The sequence below is a fragment of the Embleya sp. NPDC055664 genome, from assembly GCF_053618075.1.
Window position 1 is genome coordinate 43,225 of the sequence record NZ_JBSHGZ010000024.1, and the last position, 16,398, is coordinate 59,622.

The 16,398-nt window shown below is 71.5% G+C and carries 16 protein-coding genes and 2 pseudogenes; 12 read left to right on the top strand and 6 right to left on the bottom strand.

Translation table 11 applies throughout. From position 1 onward, the window contains the following. Positions 1-100 precede the first annotated feature (100 nt). From ACWGR4_RS31100 to ACWGR4_RS31110, 3 genes are read left to right on the top strand one after another with little or no spacing between them, the layout of a single operon-like run. Positions 101-757, top strand: coding sequence for a HemK2/MTQ2 family protein methyltransferase (locus ACWGR4_RS31100; RefSeq protein WP_380006188.1), 657 nt, complete (start codon positions 101-103; stop codon positions 755-757). Between the two features lie 34 nt (positions 758-791). Then, positions 792-980, top strand: coding sequence for a CDGSH iron-sulfur domain-containing protein (locus ACWGR4_RS31105; protein WP_452130964.1), 189 nt, complete (start codon positions 792-794; stop codon positions 978-980). Further along, complete coding sequence (locus tag ACWGR4_RS31110; protein WP_380006190.1) at positions 977-2,017, top strand: iron-containing redox enzyme family protein; 1,041 nt, start codon at positions 977-979, stop codon at positions 2,015-2,017. Before ACWGR4_RS31105 ends, ACWGR4_RS31110 begins: the two co-directional genes overlap by 4 nt. A gap of 421 nt (positions 2,018-2,438) precedes the next feature. Here ACWGR4_RS31110 and ACWGR4_RS31115 read toward each other — a convergent pair whose 3' ends face one another. The 4 genes and pseudogenes from ACWGR4_RS31115 to ACWGR4_RS31130 form a co-directional block, all read right to left on the bottom strand. Then, positions 2,439-2,759 carry a hypothetical protein gene (locus ACWGR4_RS31115; protein WP_380006192.1) on the bottom strand — a complete coding sequence of 107 codons (321 nt, stop codon included), beginning with the start codon at positions 2,757-2,759 and terminating at the stop codon, positions 2,439-2,441. Positions 2,760-3,162: 403 nt separating this feature from the next. Next, positions 3,163-3,258: pseudogene (locus ACWGR4_RS31120) on the bottom strand (SDR family oxidoreductase); the annotation flags it as partial. Positions 3,259-3,327: 69 nt separating this feature from the next. Continuing rightward, the gene (locus ACWGR4_RS31125) at positions 3,328-3,930 is read right to left on the bottom strand and encodes an O-methyltransferase (RefSeq protein ID WP_452131291.1); all 603 of its coding nucleotides are present in this window, start codon (positions 3,928-3,930) and stop codon (positions 3,328-3,330) included. A gap of 34 nt (positions 3,931-3,964) precedes the next feature. Further along, positions 3,965-4,993: an alpha/beta hydrolase gene (locus ACWGR4_RS31130; protein WP_452131292.1), complete on the bottom strand. Its 1,029-nt coding sequence runs from the start codon at positions 4,991-4,993 to the stop codon at positions 3,965-3,967. A 156-nt stretch (positions 4,994-5,149) separates the two neighbouring features. Between ACWGR4_RS31130 and ACWGR4_RS31135 the strand changes: the two genes are divergently transcribed. Further along, positions 5,150-5,614 carry a MarR family winged helix-turn-helix transcriptional regulator gene (locus ACWGR4_RS31135; protein ID WP_380006198.1) on the top strand — a complete coding sequence of 155 codons (465 nt, stop codon included), beginning with the start codon at positions 5,150-5,152 and terminating at the stop codon, positions 5,612-5,614. Positions 5,615-5,939: 325 nt separating this feature from the next. Here ACWGR4_RS31135 and ACWGR4_RS31140 read toward each other — a convergent pair whose 3' ends face one another. Then, the gene (locus tag ACWGR4_RS31140; RefSeq protein WP_452131293.1) at positions 5,940-6,083 is read right to left on the bottom strand and encodes a hypothetical protein; all 144 of its coding nucleotides are present in this window, start codon (positions 6,081-6,083) and stop codon (positions 5,940-5,942) included. 43 nt (positions 6,084-6,126) lie between these two features. Between ACWGR4_RS31140 and ACWGR4_RS31145 the strand changes: the two are divergent. Then, a pseudogene (locus ACWGR4_RS31145) lies at positions 6,127-6,231 on the top strand (IMP dehydrogenase); the annotation flags it as partial. A gap of 222 nt (positions 6,232-6,453) precedes the next feature. Beyond that, positions 6,454-8,415, top strand: coding sequence for a bifunctional aldolase/short-chain dehydrogenase (locus ACWGR4_RS31150; protein WP_452131294.1), 1,962 nt, complete (start codon positions 6,454-6,456; stop codon positions 8,413-8,415). A gap of 178 nt (positions 8,416-8,593) precedes the next feature. Here the strand turns inward: ACWGR4_RS31150 and ACWGR4_RS31155 are convergent, their stop codons facing one another. Next, positions 8,594-9,316, bottom strand: coding sequence for a GntR family transcriptional regulator (locus tag ACWGR4_RS31155; protein WP_078982397.1), 723 nt, complete (start codon positions 9,314-9,316; stop codon positions 8,594-8,596). Between the two features lie 114 nt (positions 9,317-9,430). Between ACWGR4_RS31155 and mtnA the strand changes: the two genes are divergently transcribed. From mtnA to ACWGR4_RS31185, 6 genes are read left to right on the top strand one after another with little or no spacing between them, the layout of a single operon-like run. Continuing rightward, complete coding sequence (gene mtnA / locus ACWGR4_RS31160) at positions 9,431-10,474, top strand: S-methyl-5-thioribose-1-phosphate isomerase (protein WP_380006202.1); 1,044 nt, start codon at positions 9,431-9,433, stop codon at positions 10,472-10,474. Positions 10,475-10,527: 53 nt separating this feature from the next. Continuing rightward, the gene (locus ACWGR4_RS31165) at positions 10,528-11,670 is read left to right on the top strand and encodes a sugar ABC transporter substrate-binding protein (protein WP_452131295.1); all 1,143 of its coding nucleotides are present in this window, start codon (positions 10,528-10,530) and stop codon (positions 11,668-11,670) included. Between the two features lie 33 nt (positions 11,671-11,703). Next, positions 11,704-13,323, top strand: a complete 1,620-nt coding sequence (locus ACWGR4_RS31170) for a sugar ABC transporter ATP-binding protein (RefSeq protein WP_380006206.1) — start codon at positions 11,704-11,706, stop codon at positions 13,321-13,323. Further along, positions 13,320-14,456: an ABC transporter permease gene (locus ACWGR4_RS31175; RefSeq protein ID WP_452131296.1), complete on the top strand. Its 1,137-nt coding sequence runs from the start codon at positions 13,320-13,322 to the stop codon at positions 14,454-14,456. Before ACWGR4_RS31170 ends, ACWGR4_RS31175 begins: the two co-directional genes overlap by 4 nt. Next, positions 14,449-15,666: an S-methyl-5-thioribose kinase gene (gene mtnK, locus ACWGR4_RS31180; protein ID WP_452131297.1), complete on the top strand. Its 1,218-nt coding sequence runs from the start codon at positions 14,449-14,451 to the stop codon at positions 15,664-15,666. The genes ACWGR4_RS31175 and mtnK overlap by 8 nt, the downstream gene beginning before the upstream one ends. Then, positions 15,663-16,298 (top strand): class II aldolase/adducin family protein, encoded by a 636-nt coding sequence (locus ACWGR4_RS31185; RefSeq protein ID WP_452131298.1) that lies wholly within the window; start codon positions 15,663-15,665, stop codon positions 16,296-16,298. The genes mtnK and ACWGR4_RS31185 overlap by 4 nt, the downstream gene beginning before the upstream one ends. The last annotated feature ends 100 nt before the right edge of the window (positions 16,299-16,398 follow it).

Sequence of the window (16,398 nt, forward strand, 5' to 3'; positions counted from 1 at the left end):
CGGGCGGATACGTGCACGGGCGCCCACCCGGTGCGATCCCGTCGGCGCGAGGATCATGGAGTTTGTCGGGGCTCCCCGGGGGCAGCCGACGACGATGAGAATGCTTCGTTTGCCCGGTGTGTATCGACCTCAGGCGGACACGAAACTCCTGGCGTCGGCGTTCGTCGAGCAGGGGTTGCATCGAGCCGATCAGGTGTTGGACGTCGGGACCGGGACCGGGGCGGTGGCGCTCGCGGCGGCTTCCGCGACGTCCCCCGGCTGTCGGGTCACGGCGATCGACATCTCCCGCCAGGCCGTGTGGGCGGCTCGCCTGAACAGCGCGTGGCGTCGCGGCCGGGTCAGCGTACGTCGCGGCGACCTGTTGGAACCCGTGGCCGGCCGGACGTTCGACGTGGTGTTGGCGAATCCGCCGTACGTGCCCACGCGGGAGGAGAACGCCGCTCCGCGCGGGCGGGCGCGGGCCTGGGACGCCGGTACGGACGGGCGGCTCGTGCTGGATCGGCTGTGTACCCAGGTGCCGCGCCACCTGAAGCCCCAGGGCACGCTCCTGGTCGTGCATTCCGCGCTGTGCGGCGTGGGGACGACGCTGGGGCTGCTCGAAGCCGTCGGCCTGCGTGCCCGGGTGGTCGCCCGCAGCCTGGAGCCGTTCGGTCCCGTCCTGTCCGCGCGGGCGGCCTTCCTGGAGGAGCGCGGCCTGATCGAGCCGGGCTGTCGCGAGGAGGAGTTGGTGGTCATCCGTGGCGACTTCCCACAGTGACACCCGCAGGATCACGGTCGTCGACGGCGGCCCGATGCTGGTCGAGGGGCCCGTGGAGGTGGAGCTTGCCGACGGGAGTACGGCCTTCTCCGACCGGAGCGTGGTGGCTCTGTGCACGTGCCGCCGAACCCGTCGCCCGCCGTGGTGCGACACCAGCCACCGAGCCCATCGGCTCCCACCGGAGCCACGATCTACCCCACCGACGGCCGGGGAGGACGGATGACCACGCCGATACTGCCCACCCCTCGCGGGCCGCTGTCCCGCGCGGTTCTCGCGGCTCTGGCCGAACCGGCCGGGACGGGCGTACGGGCGCCGGCCGGAGCCGACCCCGACTCCGGCGCCGACGGCTTCGGCGAGGACCTCCAGTTCGCCCTGTACGCCTGCTATGAACTGCACTATCGCGCGTTCGCGGGAGTCGATCCGCGCTGGGAATGGGACCCCGACCTCCTGCGTCTGCGTGCGCGACTGGAGAAGTCGTTCCTGTGCGCACTGCGGGAGAACGTCGACGCCGATGGCGGTGTGGACGATGCCCTCGCGCCGCTGCTGATCGAGCCCCTCGACGGCACCGGGGTCAGCCGCCACCTCCTGGAGCGCGGTGACCTGGAGCAGTTCCGCGAGTACGTCGTGCACCGCTCGCTCTACCACCTGAAGGAGGCCGACCCCCAGGCGTGGCTCATCCCGCGCCTGACCGGACGCGCCAAGGCGGGTGTGGTCACCGTCGAGTTCGACGAGTACGGCGGCGGCCGTGCCGAACGTATGCACGCGCGGCTGTTCGCCGACCTCATGCGCGGACTCGGGCTCGATCCGACGTATGGCTTCTACCTCGACCGGGTGCCCGCGCCGATGCTGGCGGTGGTCAACCTCATGTCACTGTTCGGACTGCACCGGGCGCACCGGGGCATGGCCGTGGGCCAGTTCGCGGCCATCGAGATCGGCTCGCCACCCGGTGCGGCCCGCCTTGCCGCGGCGCTGGAACGGTTGAACGTCGCGGACCCGGCGTGCGCCCTGTTCTACACCGAACACGTCGAGGCGGACGCCGTCCACGAACAGCTCATGCGCCGCGAAGTGGTGGCGGCGCTGCTGGAGCACGAACCCGACCTCGAGGACGATGTGGTCTTCGGGATCCGGGCCGGCGGCGTCGTGGAGGACCGGCTCGCCGCGCACCTGCTCACCGCCTGGAACGAGGGCCGCAGCTCCCTGCGCCCACCGGAGCGGCTTGCCTCGGAGCCGGCGCGCCGGGCCGCGACGGGCGCACCGTGATCACCGAATACGCAAATCCCGGCGCACTCGTCCTCCTCGCCGACTTCGTCTCGCCCCCGGCCGCCGACCCGGCCGAGGAGGCGACCCTGCGGCGCTGGTCGGAGCAGGCGCCGCGGAAACTGTGGCTGCGCGTTGGAGAGCCGGTTGGCTGCCGCCGTCGCCGGGCACCGGGCGTGACCGGCTGCGCTTCGGCTCGCTCGTCCCCGGAGCGAGCGAGCCGAAGCGCGCGGCACCCCGTCGGGTCCGCTGGTGGGTACGGCGGGCCCGGCGGGGGTTGTCCTCGCGGGGTGGTCCGGCCGGGTCCTCGCGGGATGCAAGCGCGAGGACCCGGGGTCCGGTTTGCGAGGCCGAGAGTGCCCGTTGGGCGCCTCTTTACGGCCCAACGACACGGATGCTCAGGGGGATCGGGTGCAGGGGCGGTTCACTCGAACGCGGTAGCCGATGGCGGCGGGTTCTCGCGGCCCGGGGCGAGGGCGCGCGCGTGGTTCTCGTGTCCGCGGACCTGGATGTGGTGGTCGGTGCTCGCGATCACGACGCAGGGGTGGCCGTGGTCGGTGTTCTCGGTGTCGATGTGCAGTTCACCCTCGGTGCCGACGGCGAGTTTCGGGCCGCCGGTGAGTACCGCGTTCCAGGTGAACGGGTAGTCGGTGTCGGCCGCGGGCCAGTCGTGCAGACAAACGTCCACCTCGACGTGGCGCCCACCCGGCACGTCGATGTGGCCGTGGGCGGCGAGAACGTCCATCTCCCCAGTGTGCCCCCGAGGCTGCCGGCGCGGCCCCGCGGAACCGGCGGACGTACGAATCCGGGGCGCCTGCTCGGCGCCTTCGGCGGGCATCCGCGGCGTTTTCGCGGCCTACCCCCGTCACCCGGGCGGAGTATCGCTCCGGGTGACGGGGGTAGGCGTATGGGTGTGCCGGCTGCTCCGGTGGCCGGTGCCCGCGCGATCCGGCGTCGGTCCATCCCCCCGGTCCGACGAACGGACCGCGTGTGCGGAGGAAGCGTCGGCGGTCGGCGGAAACGGGAGCTTCACGCCGGCCTCCGACCTCCGGCCCGGACCCGGCCCCGGTCCGCGCTCGATCCGGTTGCCGGCGCGGTGTTGCTCCAGGGGAGTGAAAACGTCGGCTCCGTACCCGGCGGGGGAGGGGTCAGTGGCTGGGGGCGTTGAATCCCCCGTCGGGGTAAAGGATCGAGCCGGTGAAGTAGGAGGATTCGTCGCTCGCCAGGAACAGTACGGCGTCGGCGCGTTCTTCACCGGCTGACCGGCTCGCGCGCCGCCTGCGGTGCGGCCGAGTCGGCGTGGCGCGGTGGCGTCAGCGGGGTGGGAGTCGGGTTCCGACGACTACGCCGAGGTCTGCCGCGAGGCGGAGTTGGGTGGCTCGGAGTTCGGGGTGTTCGAGCCAGTGCAGGCGGGGGTGGTCGAGCGCGCCGTCGAAGTACGGCGGCCACGTGGTGGTGGGGGTGAAGTCGTCGATCACGACCGTCCCGCCGGGGGTGAGCAGGTGGGCGGGATCGGCGGCGCCGTTGCCCTTGGCCTGGCCTCCGCCGTCGAGGACGAGCAGGTCGTAGGGGCCGTGGTCGGCGATGCGCCGCCAGTCGCCGGGGAAGACGTCGACGTGATCGCAGTCCCGGAAGACCTCCGCCGCGACGCGCGCCCTGTCCGGGTCGCGTTCGACGCTGACGAGCCTGGTGCCGGGGAGCGCGCCGGAGGCCAACCACGCCAGGCCGACGCCGTATCCGGTCCCGGTCTCGCCGATGCGGTGCGTGGCCCCGGCGGCCAACACCTGCAACAGGCGGCCCTGTTCGGGCCTGCAGGAGAACGCGAATCCGTGCCGGCGCGCCGCCTCCACCGCCCGCCGGACCAGAGGGGGGAGAGCGTCGGCGTCCCGGTACGCGTCGGTTCCGGTGAGCGACATGACGCCATTATGAAGCCGCGCCGGGCGCCGACGGTCAGGGGTGGTCCGTGACGCGGTGTGCCAACCAGGCCAGGGCGGGCGGCATGCGGTGTTCGACGGCGTGGTGGCCGCCCTCGAACAACTCGAAGTACACGATGTCGTCGGGGACTTCGATGTCGGTGAGCGCGTTGCGGAAGGCCAGTGCGCCCAGGTCGAGGAACCATTCGTCGCGGGTGCCGGCGTCGATCCGGATGCCGCGCTGCGAGCGGAGGGCGTCGGCGTGCGCGGGGGCCATGCGTACCGGGTCCCAGGCCAGCCAGCGTTGCCACTCGCTCTCGCGCAGAGCCCCGGTGCGGGGGTCGAAGGGGAGGGTGGGGGAGCCGTCGGGGCCGGGGGAGAAGCAGGCGGAGACGCCGAGGATCTCCAGGAGGTTCAGGTCTTCTTCCCTGGTGAAGGCGACGCGCGAGCGGAAGTCGGCCCACCAGCGGAGGATGTCGCCGCCGTAGGGCCGTAGTTGGCGGGCCGCGGTGAGGAAGTGCGGTTGGTATTGGGCCTCGGACAGCGAGTCGCCGGAGTGGGTGGCGAAGGCGCCGAACAGGTCCGGGCGGAGCATCGAGGTGATCGCGGCGCCGAGTCCGCCGCTGGACTTGCCCGCGATGGCCCGGTGGTCGCGCTCGGGGAGGGTGCGGTAATGGGCGTCGACGTACGGCACGATCTCCTCGCACAGGTAGGAGTGGTAGCGGCCGGTGCCGGGCGAGTCGATGAACTGGCTGCCGCCGTACGTGGTCCAGGCGTCCACGAAGACCAGCACCATCCCGGGTGCCTCGCCGCGAGCGAAGATCTCGTCGATCAGTTCGGGGACCGGCTTGCGAAAGGCCGTGCGGTTGCCCCAGACCGGGAGGGTACCGGCGTAGCCGAGCAGCAGATACGTGACGGGGTAGCGGCGTTGGGGCGCTTCGTCGTAGTCGGGTGGGGTGTAGACCCACAGCGGGCGTCGGGTCGGGTCGCCGAGGGGGTTGCCGCGCAACAGCACACTGTCGACGACGTGTTCGTCGATGCGGCCGGCGAGGGTGAAGGTCGTCATGGGTTCGGACAGTACTACGATTTCAAAATATCTGAAATAATAATTTCCGGAGGGTAGGGTGGCCCTGTGACAGCACGGCATGCGGCGGCGCAATCGGCGCGGACACAAGACTCGATCGACCGGCACATCCTCCGTTGGGAGCACGAAGTCCCGGGCTTGGAACCGGAATTGGAGGGCGCCATCACCCGCATGCAGATGCTCGTGCGACACCTGCAGCAGGAGAAGGAGGCCGCCTTGGCGCGGCACGGCCTGAAGTTGTGGGAGTACGAGATCCTGTGGCGCCTGCGCTCGGCGGGCGAGCCGTACCGTATGGCGCCCACCCGCCTGGCCCGGGGGCTCGGCGTCCATCCCGCGACGCTGACCAGCCGCCTCGACCGCCTGCAGTCGGCGGGCCTGATCACGCGTGAGCATGCGGCCGAGGATCGCCGCAGTCTGCTCGTCGGCCTGACCCCCCGGGGCGCCGAGACGTGGGCGGCGGTGATCGACGACCAGCGGGCGGCCGAGACCGGTCTGCTGGCACCCCTGACCGGCAAGCAGGTGGGCGACCTGGCCGCCCTCCTGCGGGTCGTGGCCCTCGCCGTCGAGGAGCACGGCTCGCCCCTCATGCCGGACCTCGACTGAATCGCCATCGAGCGGGGACGGCGGCCCGTGTCCGGCACCGGGGAAGCCGGAGGCGGGCGCCGGCTCGACGCGGGCCTCGGCCCTACCGACCCGAAGGGGTGGACCGCGAGGGGCCGCTGCTCCGGTGCCTCGTTGCCCGGGCGGCGGGCGGTGCTCGCGCGGTAGGAGACGGCGAGCGTTACGAGTAGGCGGGTGACCCGGGTTTCACGCTGCCGGCGCCGAGGAACGGGTGCGCGCCGACCTCCCGGCCGGTCAGGCCCGGGCGACGAACACGGCCACCGGCAGGGGCGGTGGGACGGTCCGAGTCCGCCTTCGAACCCGGTGGTCAGGTCGCGGCGGGGAGATGGCGTGCCGCTGCGAGTTCGGCCATCGTTCGAAGCCTCGCGAAGTAGGAGGCGCAGTACTCCTCGTTGATCCTGTGTTCCGTCCACAACCGTGCCAGCCGGCTCTCGGCCTGTGCTTCGGCCATGTCGGCCGCTGTTGCCTCCGCCACAGCACGTGAACGAAGGAGCAGGGCGACAGCATCGAAGGTCTTCGGCCCCACGCTCCCCCTCGACCAGGCCGCAGAGGCATACCGCGCCATGGACGAACGCCGCGCCATCAAGGCCCTCCTCCGCGTCCGACCCACCCCGACCGAACCGCCGCGGCCCCGCACCCGAGCAGGCCGCGGCGGACTTCGTACGACGTGAACCGGTGCGTACCTCGCTCGCGGTGCGGTGGTGCCCGGGCGGACCCGGCCTTCCGGGCCGGCGTATTGACCGTGGGCACGACAGCTCCTAGGTTGTCAGACAAATTGGCTTGGTTGGTCTGATGAATACCAGGACGAGGACGGTGCACCCATGCGCAATCGATGGTCCGACGCGGACGCCGGCGACGGTCCCCTGGGGCAGTGCGCCTACGGTTCACGGCTGATCGGCGGCGAACCCACACTCGTGTTGCACGGCGGCGGCAACACCTCCGTCAAGGCCGAGATCGCCGATGTCACCGGCGCGCCGGTCGAGGTGCTCTACGTCAAGGGCAGCGGCCACGACCTGGCCTCGATCGGCCCCGAGGGGTTCGCCCCGCTGCGCTTGGCCCGGCTGCGCGAACTGCTCACCGTCAGCGCGCTCAGCGACGCCCAGATGGTCAACGAACTGCGCTGCGCACTGCTCGACGCGTCCGCCCCCGACCCCTCCGTCGAGGCGCTGCTGCACGCGATGTTGCCGCACCGCGCAGTACAGCACAGCCACGCCGACGCGATCCTGACCCTGACCAACCTCGCCGACGGCGAGGCGGTGATCCGGGACGTGTTCGGCGACGACGTCGCGATCGTCCCGTACGTGATGCCCGGCTTCGATCTCGCCGTGCGCTGCGCCGAGGTGTGGCGCGACCAGGCACACGCCGGGACCATCGGCCTCGTACTGCTCAACCACGGCCTGTTCACCTTCGGCGACGACACTCGCGAGGCGTACGAGCGCCACCTGGACCTGATCACCCGCGCCGAGCGCCGACTGGCCGAACACACCGACGCCGCGCCCGCCCCCGCCCCCGCGCCGGCACGCCCGACGAGCGCCGAACTCGCCCTGCTGCGCCGGGAGATCAGCGAGGCCGCGGGCCGGCCGATGATCGTCGCCCGGCACGCCGACGAGGACACGGCGAGGTTCGTCGCGCGGGCCGACCTGGCCGAGGTCGCCTCGCGGGGCCCGGCGACCCCCGACCACGTCATCCGCACCAAGCGGGTGCCGCTGGTGGGCCGTGACGTGGCCGGCTACGCCGACCGCTACCGGGAGTACTTCGAACGCCATCACCGGCGTCGCGGCACCGAGTTGAAGCCGCTGGACCCGGCGCCGAGGATCGTGCTGGACCCCGACCTGGGCATGCTCACGGTCGGCGGCAGCGCCAAGGACACCGACGTCGCCCGCGACATCTACCGGCACACGATGGACGTGATCACCGTCGGCGAACGCCTCGGCGGCTACCGGCCCGCGTCCGAGGAGCACATCTTCGACCTCGAATACTGGGACCTGGAGCAGGCCAAGCTGCGCCGGGCCGGGGCGCCGCAGGCGTTCGCCGGCGAGGTCGCGCTGGTCACCGGGGCCGCGTCGGGCATCGGCAGGGCGTGCGCACAGGCGCTGGCGGCGGCCGGCGCGAGCGTCGTCGGCTGGGACCTCGACGCCGGCGTCACGCAGACCCTGCCGGGCGCCGGATACCTCGGTCAGGTTGTGGACGTCACCGACCGCGCCGCCGTGGAAAGCGCCCTGCGGGCCGCCGTCGAGCGGTTCGGCGGCCTCGACATGGTGGTCGCGAGCGCGGGCGTGTTCAAGGCGGGCGCGCCGATCTCCGCGCTGGACGCCGACGCGTGGCGCACCTCGATGGCGGTCAACGTGGACTCCGTCGCCCTCCTGTTCCGCGAGGCCCACCCACTGCTCGCGCTCGCGCCACGCGGCGGCCGGGTGGTGGTGATCGCGTCCCGCAACGTGCCGGCGCCCGGGCCGGGCGCGGCGGCGTACTCGGCGTCCAAGGCGGCCGTCACGCAGTTGTCCAGGGTGGCCGCGCTGGAGTGGGCCGCCGACGGCATCAGGGTCAACGTGGTGCACCCGGACGCGGTCTTCGACACCGGCCTGTGGACCGACGAGATCCTGGCCAAGCGCGCCGCCGACTACGGCATGACGGTCGAGGAGTACAAGCGGCGCAACCTGCTGCGTACCGAGGTGAGCAGCACCACCGTGGCGCAGGCGGTCACCCGGCTGTGCTCCGACGACTTCGCCGCGACCACGGGCGCGCAGATCCCCGTGGACGGTGGCAGCGAACGGGTCGTGTGAGTGCCTACCGTGCCCACGAACGGGCACGGTAGGGGGAGTTGGGCGGGTACGCGCGGAACTGCGCGCGCGTACCCGCTCGTTGCCGTGCGCTTGCGCGGTTGGGCTTCGAGAGGCCGCCGCTCGTGCGCTCGCGGGTTCGCCCCGGGCGCCGTGCGGTCGGGCCGCCGTGCCGGCGCGGTCAGGCCGTGCGTACCAGCTGGAACTCGTAGGAGCCCTCGACGAAATACGTCTTGCAGTATGCGAGCAGCCGGTGGTCGTCGTCGTAGTGCAACTGGTCGAGCAGCACGAACAGGCGGTGTTTGGCCGCGTCCGGACCCCACGCGATGTGCGCCGACGAGACCGCGTGCACCTTCGCGAGGCCGAGCGTCGGATGGATGCCCAACTCGGTTTCGAAATAGGCGAACAACGACCCGCTCAGCTCCTCCGGATCGAACGCGGCCGGCAGCAGGCCGCGCGGGATCACGTCGTAGGAGTAGGCGACCACGTCGCCGTCGGCGGTCACCCGGCGGCGCAGTTCCAGCGCCTCGGTGTCGGACGGAACACCCATGCGTTCGGCCTCGTCGGGCAGCACCTGGCGCAGCGTGCGCCGCCCGTACTCGTGCCCGGGTTCCTTGCCGCTGCGCCGGATCGACTCGGTGATCGAGCCCATGCGTTCCAGGCCGTCGCGCACCGCGGGGCGGGTGCGCACGAATGTGCCCGCGCCCTGCTGGGTGCGGATCAGGCCGAGCACGTCGAGTTCCTTGAGCGCGGTGCGCACCGTGGCCCGCGAGACCCCGAACCGCCTGCACAGATCGGCCTCGGTCGGCAACCGTGCCCCCGCGGGATGGACGCCGTCGCGGATCTCGATCTTGAGTTCCCGAACGATGTCGTCGGCCAGCGGCCGCCGTGTCTGGGTCGCCATGTCGGACATCTTGACACGCTTCGAATTGTCTGACAACTTCGGCGCACTCGGATCATGAGGACGACCCGCGGAGGCATCGACGGGTCGTCCCACGAAGAGACGGAGACGCGGCGGATGCGCACGATCGACTGGATTCCCGCCGACGACGCCGAGCGGGAACCCGGCAGGGGATTCATCAGGCTGGTCGACCAAACCCTGCTGCCCGACAGCCTCGTCGAACTCGACATCCACGACCTCGACGTCCTGGTGGACGCGATCCAACGACTGGCGGTACGCGGAGCCCCCGCACTCGGCGTGGCCGGCGCCCTGGGCGTCGCGCTCGCCGCGCAGAACCTGCCGGCCGACCGGGCCCGGCAGGCCATCGCCGAACTGCGCGAGGCCCGGCCCACGGCGGTCAACCTCGCCTACGGCGTGGACACCGCGCTCGCCGCCCTGGAGCAGGGCGGCCCGCTCGCCGCCCTGGACGCCGCGCTGCGGGTACGGGACGCGGACATCGCGGCCTGCGTCGCGATGGCCGAACGGGGTACCGACGCGCTGGCGCGGCTGGTTCCGGACCGGGCCGCGCTGACCGTACTGACCATCTGCAACACCGGCGCGCTCGCCGCCGTCGAGCACGGCACGGCGCTCGGCGTGGTGGCGAAGCTGCACCGCGACGGCCGACTGGTGCGCGCCATCGCGTGCGAGACGAGGCCGCTGCTCCAGGGTGCGCGGCTGACCGCGTGGGAACTGGGCCGCATGGGCGCGCGGTACGACGTGATCGTGGACTCGGCTGCGGCGATCACGCTGGCCCGGGGCGGCGTCGACGCGGTGCTGGTGGGGGCCGACCGGATCGCCGCCAACGGCGACACGGCGAACAAGATCGGCACGTTCGCGGTGGCCTTGGCCGCGGCTCGGGCCGGGGTGCCGTTCCTGGTGGTCGCCCCCGAGACCACGATCGACCGGGACACCCCGAACGGCGACGCGATCGAGATCGAGGATCGCGGCGGCGCCGAGGTCCGCTTCTTCCACGGTGTACGGGTCACCCCGCCCGACGCCACCGCCCTCAATCCCGCCTTCGACGTGACACCCGCCGACCTGATCACGGCGATCGTCACCGACACGCGCGTCATCGACGTCGCGGCGGGCGACACCCCTGCCGGCGACACCTCCCGTGCATGACACCCCCGCGGACCGGCCGGTCGTGGCCGAGACCACCGAGTGAGGAGAACACCATGAGATCCAAGGCCATTCGCGTGATCGGGGCCGCCGCCGTCGGAATGTCCCTGCTCGCCGCCTGCTCCCAGAGCACCGACGACAAGAAGGCGGAGCCCGGCGCGTCCGGTGCCGCCGGCGGCGCCGGCAACTGCGCGACGCAGCGCACCGTCGACAACGCGCGCAAACTGCCCGAGGCCAAGCCCGCCGGCCTCAAGGGCGACTTCAAGGTGGCGCTCGTCCGCCAATCCGGCGTCGGCGACTACTTCGAGCAGTGGGGCGACGGCGCGACCAAGCAGATCAAGGCCGCCGGCGGCAGCGTCACCGTGTACGACGCGCGGGGCAACAACGCGACCCAGGTCAGCCAGCTCGACCAGGCCATCAACGCCAAGCCCGACGTGATCATCGTGGACCACGGCCTCGCCGACTCGGTCAACCCCAAGATCGACGACGCGATCGCCAAGGGCATCCCGGTCGTCGTCTACGACGTGGCGATCTCCAACTGCAAGGCCACCTACATATCGCAGGACGACGCCTCGATCGCCGACAAGATCCTCGGCTACATGAAGCAGGACAACCCCTCGGGCGGCAAGCTCGCCTACGTCAACGTGTCCGGCATCGCGCCGCTCGACTCCCGCGACAAGGTGTACCAGCAGTTCCTCAAGGACAACCCGACGTTCACCCAGAAGGCGCGCTTCGGCAAGTACACCGAGTCGGTGGCCGCCGACACCGCGACCGAGGGCACCGCGGCGCTGTCGGCCGCCCCGGACACCACGCTCGCGTTCGCCGCCTACGACGAACTCGCCAAGGGCACGCTGATCGCGCTGCGCCAGAACGGCGTGACGAACAAGGTGAAGGTCTACGGCGTGGACGTCTCCACCGCCGACATCCAGCTGATGACCGAGGCCGGCAGCCCGTGGCGGGCCACCGCCGCCACCGACCCGGCGAACGTGGGCGCGGTCGTGGCCCGGGCCTCGATCGCGGCGGCCGGGAAGGTCGACCTGCCGCAGAAGATGACCATCCCCGCGACGCTGATCACCCAGGACACGCTCAAGGCGAACGGCGTGACGAACATGGACACGCTGCGCAAGGCACTGCCCGAACTGGCCACCCCGGACGTGCTCGGGGCGCCGTGGATCACCCCGATCCGGCCGGGCGCCTGACCCACCCTCGGTCGAAACCGGAAAGGAGGCCCCGTGCAGCCCCGACAAGACGACCGACGCGAAGACCGCCGAGACCGCCACCGGGACACCGTCCTCGAAGTGCGGGACATCTCGAAGAGCTACGGCCCGAACCGGGTGCTGCGCGGGGTCGGCCTCCGCATCGGCGCGGGTGACATCTACGGCCTGATGGGCGCCAATGGCGCGGGCAAGTCCACGCTCATCAAGATTCTTTCGGGCGCGGAATCCCCGGACGGGGGCGAGATCCTGCGCGACGGCGAAGTCGTGGTCTTCCCCGACCCGCTCGCCGCCCAGCGCAGCGGCATCGGCACCGTGCACCAGAACCCCAACGACGGGGTGATCCTCGACATGACCGTCGCGGAGAACCTGGCGCTGGACCGGCTCGGCGACCGATCCTCGCCCATCCTGTTCAGCCGGCGTCGGACCGAGGCCCAGGCCGTCGAGGTCGCGGCCACCCTGGGCCTGCGCTTCGACCGGCAGACGTTGCGCGCACCGGTGCGCGACGTGGGCGTCTCCGAGCGGCAACTCCTGGTCCTGGCCCGGGCGTTGTCCCGCAAACCCAGGCTGCTGATCCTGGACGAACCCACCTCGGCGTTGTCCGCGGAGGAGAGCGCGCGCCTGTTCGACCTGGTGCGCGCGCTCGCCGCGGACGGCATGACCGTCCTGTTCGTCACCCACAAACTCGCCGAGATCGACCAACTGTGCGACCGCGTCGGCGTCCTGCGCGACGGGGCCATGCAGGGCGAGTTCGAGCCCATACCCGGGCGGGGGTTCGACTGGACGACCGTACTGACCGCCCTGTTCGACCGTACCCCCGCCGAGTCCGAGCGTGCCGAACTCCCGCCGGGGGAGCCGGTATTGGCGCTCGAAGGGGTCCGCCTACAGGAGGACGACCCGCACCCCCTCGACCTCGAACTGCACCGCGGCCAGGTCACCGTGCTGCTCGGTCTGCTCGGCAGTGGCAAGACCGAACTGCTCGAATGGATCTTCGGCGCCACGTCGATCGGCGCGGGCCGGCGAACCCTCGACGGTCGCCCCTTCGATCCCGGGTATCCCGGCGCCGCGATCAAACGCGGCGTCTACCTCGTTCCCGAATCCCGCCACGAACAGGCGATCATCCCCGGCTGGCCGATCCGCTCCCAACTGACCCTGCCCTTCGTGAGCACGTTCACCCGGGGCACCCTGATGCGCACCGGCGCCGAACGCCGGGCCACCGCGACGATGATGCGCGACCTCGGCGTGGTGGCCGCCGGCCCCGACGCGCCGATCGAGACCCTGTCCGGCGGAAACCAGCAGAAGGTGGTCATCGGCCGCTGGCTGCTCGGCGAACCGCGGGTACTGCTGCTCGACGAACCGTTCCGCGGCGTCGACATCAACGCCCGCCACGACATCGGCGCCACCGTGCGCGAACTCGCCGCGACCGCCGCGGTCCTGGTCGCCACCTCCGACGTGGACGAGGCCCTGGAGGTCGGCGACCGCATCGTGGTGCTCGACCGCGGCCGGATCACCGCCGACCTCGCCCTGAGCGACGCCGGCCGCGAACGCCTCATCGCGGCGATGAGCGTACGCCGTACCCCGTCACCACCGCCCTCGGAGGCAGCGCCGAGCGCAGCCGGAAAGGAAAGCCACGCATGAATCTGCGCGACTCGACATCGACCGCGCGGCGGACCCCACTTCCGGCCGCGTTCCCGGCCGCGCTCGGCGACTTCGTGGTCCGCTACGGGATCATCCTCGTGGGCGTCACGCTCTACATCGCGTTCTCCGCCACCACGACGGGCTTCGGCACCTGGGACAACACGGTGTCGATCCTGCAGATCCAGGCGGTCGCGGCGATCGCCGCGCTCGGGATGACGCTGACCGCCATCGTCGGCGACCTGGACCTGTCGGTCGGCGCGGTCACCGGCCTGTCGGTCACGGTGGCCGCCGAGGCGATGATCCACTACGAACTCACCGGCCCGAGCGCGATCGTCATCTGCCTCCTGGTCGGCCTGCTCGTCGGATGTGTCAATGCCACCCTCATCGTGTTCCTGAACATCCCGCCGCTGCTCGCCACCCTCGGCACCATGTTCACCATCCAGGGCCTCAAACGCTGGCTCGTCGACGGCCAGACCCTGACCACCGGCATGAAGCTCGGCGACGGCACCGTGGTCAAGGGCAGGTTCACCGACGACTTCACCGCCATCGACGGCGACAAGCTGTTCGGCATCCCCTACTCCGTCCACCTCTTCCTCGTCATCGCCCTGCTGCTGTGGGTCTTCCTGCAACGTACCCGCCACGGACGGGTGTTCTACGCCGTCGGCGGCAACGAGGAGGCCGCGCGCCTGGCCGGTACCCGGGTCAAGCGCTACAAGTTCGCCGCCTACGCCATCTCGGGCGTACTCGCCGCGACCGCCGGCATCATCCTCGCCTCGCGCCTGCGGCAGGGCGACGTCACCGCGGGCGACTCCTCGCTGCTCGACGCGGTCGCCATGACCCTTGTCGGCTACGCGGTGCTGGGCGCCAAGAAGCCCAACGCGCTCGGCACGTTCGTCGGCGCGGTGTTCATCGGGCTGATCCTCCAGGGCCTGACCATGCGCGGACTGCCCTACTACACACAGGACTTGATCAAGGGGCTCGTGCTCATCTTCGCCCTGCTGATGTCCTTCTCGCTGCGCCGCGGCCGGCGCCGCCGGGCCGCCGCGGCGACACCCGGCTCCGACTCTCGGGTCGGAGCCGGCCCCGAAGTCCCCACCACCGCACCGGCGATCGCGGAGCGCACCCATGGCTGACCGGATCCTGACCTCCGCCGAGGTCCCCGCCTACATCGCCGAACGCGCCACGCTGCGCGACCTGATCGACCCGACGACGCTCACCGTCGCCGAGGTCGGCGACGGCAACCTCAACCTCGTCTTCGTCTGCGCGGACGCCGCGGGCCGACGGCTGGTGCTGAAGCAGGCGCTGCCGTATGTACGCCTCGTCGGCCCGGAATGGCCGATGACCGAACAGCGTGCGGTGCGGGAGGCCGCCGCCCTGCGGATCCACGGCGCACTGTCCGAACACGTCTGTGGTCTCCTCGACTTCGACCCCGACGGGTATGTGCTCGCGCTCGAAGACCTGTCCGACCACGAGGTGTTCCGCACCCGGCTCAACGCCGGCGGAGCACACGAGGGCGTCGCCGAACGACTCGCCGAATACCTCGCCGACGTCGCGTTCGGCACCTCGGTAGGCAGCCTCACCGAGGCCGAGTTCCGTGCCCGTGCCGCCGCCGCGATCAATCCGGAACTGTGCGAGATCACCGAGGATCTGGTGTTCACCGAGCCCTTCCTGGGCGCCGAACGCAACTCGGTGCGCCCGGCGCTCGACGCGCTCTACGCCGAACTGCGGGCGGATCGGGCGTGGTCGGCCGCCGCGATGGCGATGAAACACACGTTCCTCACCACGCAGGAAACCCTGCTGCACGGCGACCTGCACACCGGCAGCGTCTTCGTTCGCGGCAACGCGCGGGACGGCGACCTGTCGGTGCGGGCGTTCGACCCCGAGTTCGCGTGCTACGGGCCGATCGGGTTCGACCTCGGCATGTTGTGGGCGAACCTGCTCTTCGCGGGCACCCGGGCCGCCGCGCTGGGCGAACAGGGGCGTGCAGAGGCCCTGTTCGGGACACTCACGACGAGCTGGGACGCGTTCACGGCACGGCTGCGCGGACACTGGCCGGGGCGGCGCGCGCCGGAGCGCTACCCGGACGCCTACCTCGACGGGCGGCTGCCGGCCGTCCTCGCCGACGCGTTCGGCTTCGCGGGCTGCGAGGCGGCGCGGCGTACCGTGGGGCTGGCCAAGGTGAGCGACCTGGAGACGCTGGACGACGATCGGTACGCCGTCGTCGGCGCCGCGATGTTGCGGCTGTCCCGAACCCTGCTCGTGGACCGGGCCACGCTGACCCCGGCGCGTGTCGCCGAGGCCGCGTCCGCGCCGGCGGGCGGCGAGGGACGCGGACCCCGATGACGGCGAAGCACATCCTCGCGGCCCTGGTCGACGCCGGCCGGCAGTGCGTGGACAGCGGCCTCGTCCTGGCGAGCGGCGGCAACCTGTCCGCCCGGCTGCCCGGCACCGACACCTTCGCGGTGACGGCTGCCGGCAGCCGGCTCGACCGGCTGACCGAACGGGACTTCGCGATCGTGCGCCTCGACGGCGAGCCGCTCGCGGGCGACGCGGGTTCGGCGGCACCGTCCAGCGAATGGCGCCTGCACCAACACACCTACCTGGCCCGACCCGACGTCGAGGCGGTGGTGCACGTGCATCCCGAATACGCCGTGCTCGTCGACGCCATGGGCGAGCGCATCCGGCAACTCACCCTCGACCACATCGCGTACGCCCCCGTGATCGAACGTGTGCCGTTCCACCCCAACGGCTCCCGCGAACTGGCCGAAGCCGCGGCAACCGCGACCCGCCACAGCGACTGCGTAATCCTGGCCCACCACGGTTGCTCCACGGTGGGCACATCCCCCCAGGACGCACTACGCAAAGCCCAAAACCTGGAAAGCGCGGCCCGCTACACATACCGCCTACTCACGTTGGGCAACCAAACCACCGAATTCCCCCGATACGCCCGCACCTCGGCAACCCAACACCACTGACCCCCCGACACCCGGTGCCACAACCGGAAACGCTCACCGGGTCGGCGAGCGGATCCATTCTCCTGACTCGACTTCGATGACGATGCGCCAGTCGTCGGGG

Bases quoted from the DNA above. Each gene is read 5' to 3' on its own strand.
- ACWGR4_RS31100 (WP_380006188.1), top strand. From the start codon at position 101: ATGCTTCGTTTGCCCGGTGTGTATCGACCTCAGGCGGACACGAAACTC.
- ACWGR4_RS31105 (WP_452130964.1), top strand. From the start codon at position 792: ATGCTGGTCGAGGGGCCCGTGGAGGTGGAGCTTGCCGACGGGAGTACG.
- ACWGR4_RS31110 (WP_380006190.1), top strand. From the start codon at position 977: ATGACCACGCCGATACTGCCCACCCCTCGCGGGCCGCTGTCCCGCGCG.
- ACWGR4_RS31115 (WP_380006192.1), bottom strand. From the start codon at position 2,759: ATGGACGTTCTCGCCGCCCACGGCCACATCGACGTGCCGGGTGGGCGC.
- ACWGR4_RS31125 (WP_452131291.1), bottom strand. From the start codon at position 3,930: ATGTCGCTCACCGGAACCGACGCGTACCGGGACGCCGACGCTCTCCCC.
- ACWGR4_RS31130 (WP_452131292.1), bottom strand. From the start codon at position 4,993: ATGACGACCTTCACCCTCGCCGGCCGCATCGACGAACACGTCGTCGAC.
- ACWGR4_RS31140 (WP_452131293.1), bottom strand. From the start codon at position 6,083: ATGGCCGAAGCACAGGCCGAGAGCCGGCTGGCACGGTTGTGGACGGAA.
- ACWGR4_RS31150 (WP_452131294.1), top strand. From the start codon at position 6,454: ATGCGCAATCGATGGTCCGACGCGGACGCCGGCGACGGTCCCCTGGGG.
- ACWGR4_RS31155 (WP_078982397.1), bottom strand. From the start codon at position 9,316: ATGGCGACCCAGACACGGCGGCCGCTGGCCGACGACATCGTTCGGGAA.
- mtnA (WP_380006202.1), top strand. From the start codon at position 9,431: ATGCGCACGATCGACTGGATTCCCGCCGACGACGCCGAGCGGGAACCC.
- ACWGR4_RS31165 (WP_452131295.1), top strand. From the start codon at position 10,528: ATGAGATCCAAGGCCATTCGCGTGATCGGGGCCGCCGCCGTCGGAATG.
- ACWGR4_RS31175 (WP_452131296.1), top strand. From the start codon at position 13,320: ATGAATCTGCGCGACTCGACATCGACCGCGCGGCGGACCCCACTTCCG.
- mtnK (WP_452131297.1), top strand. From the start codon at position 14,449: ATGGCTGACCGGATCCTGACCTCCGCCGAGGTCCCCGCCTACATCGCC.
- ACWGR4_RS31185 (WP_452131298.1), top strand. From the start codon at position 15,663: ATGACGGCGAAGCACATCCTCGCGGCCCTGGTCGACGCCGGCCGGCAG.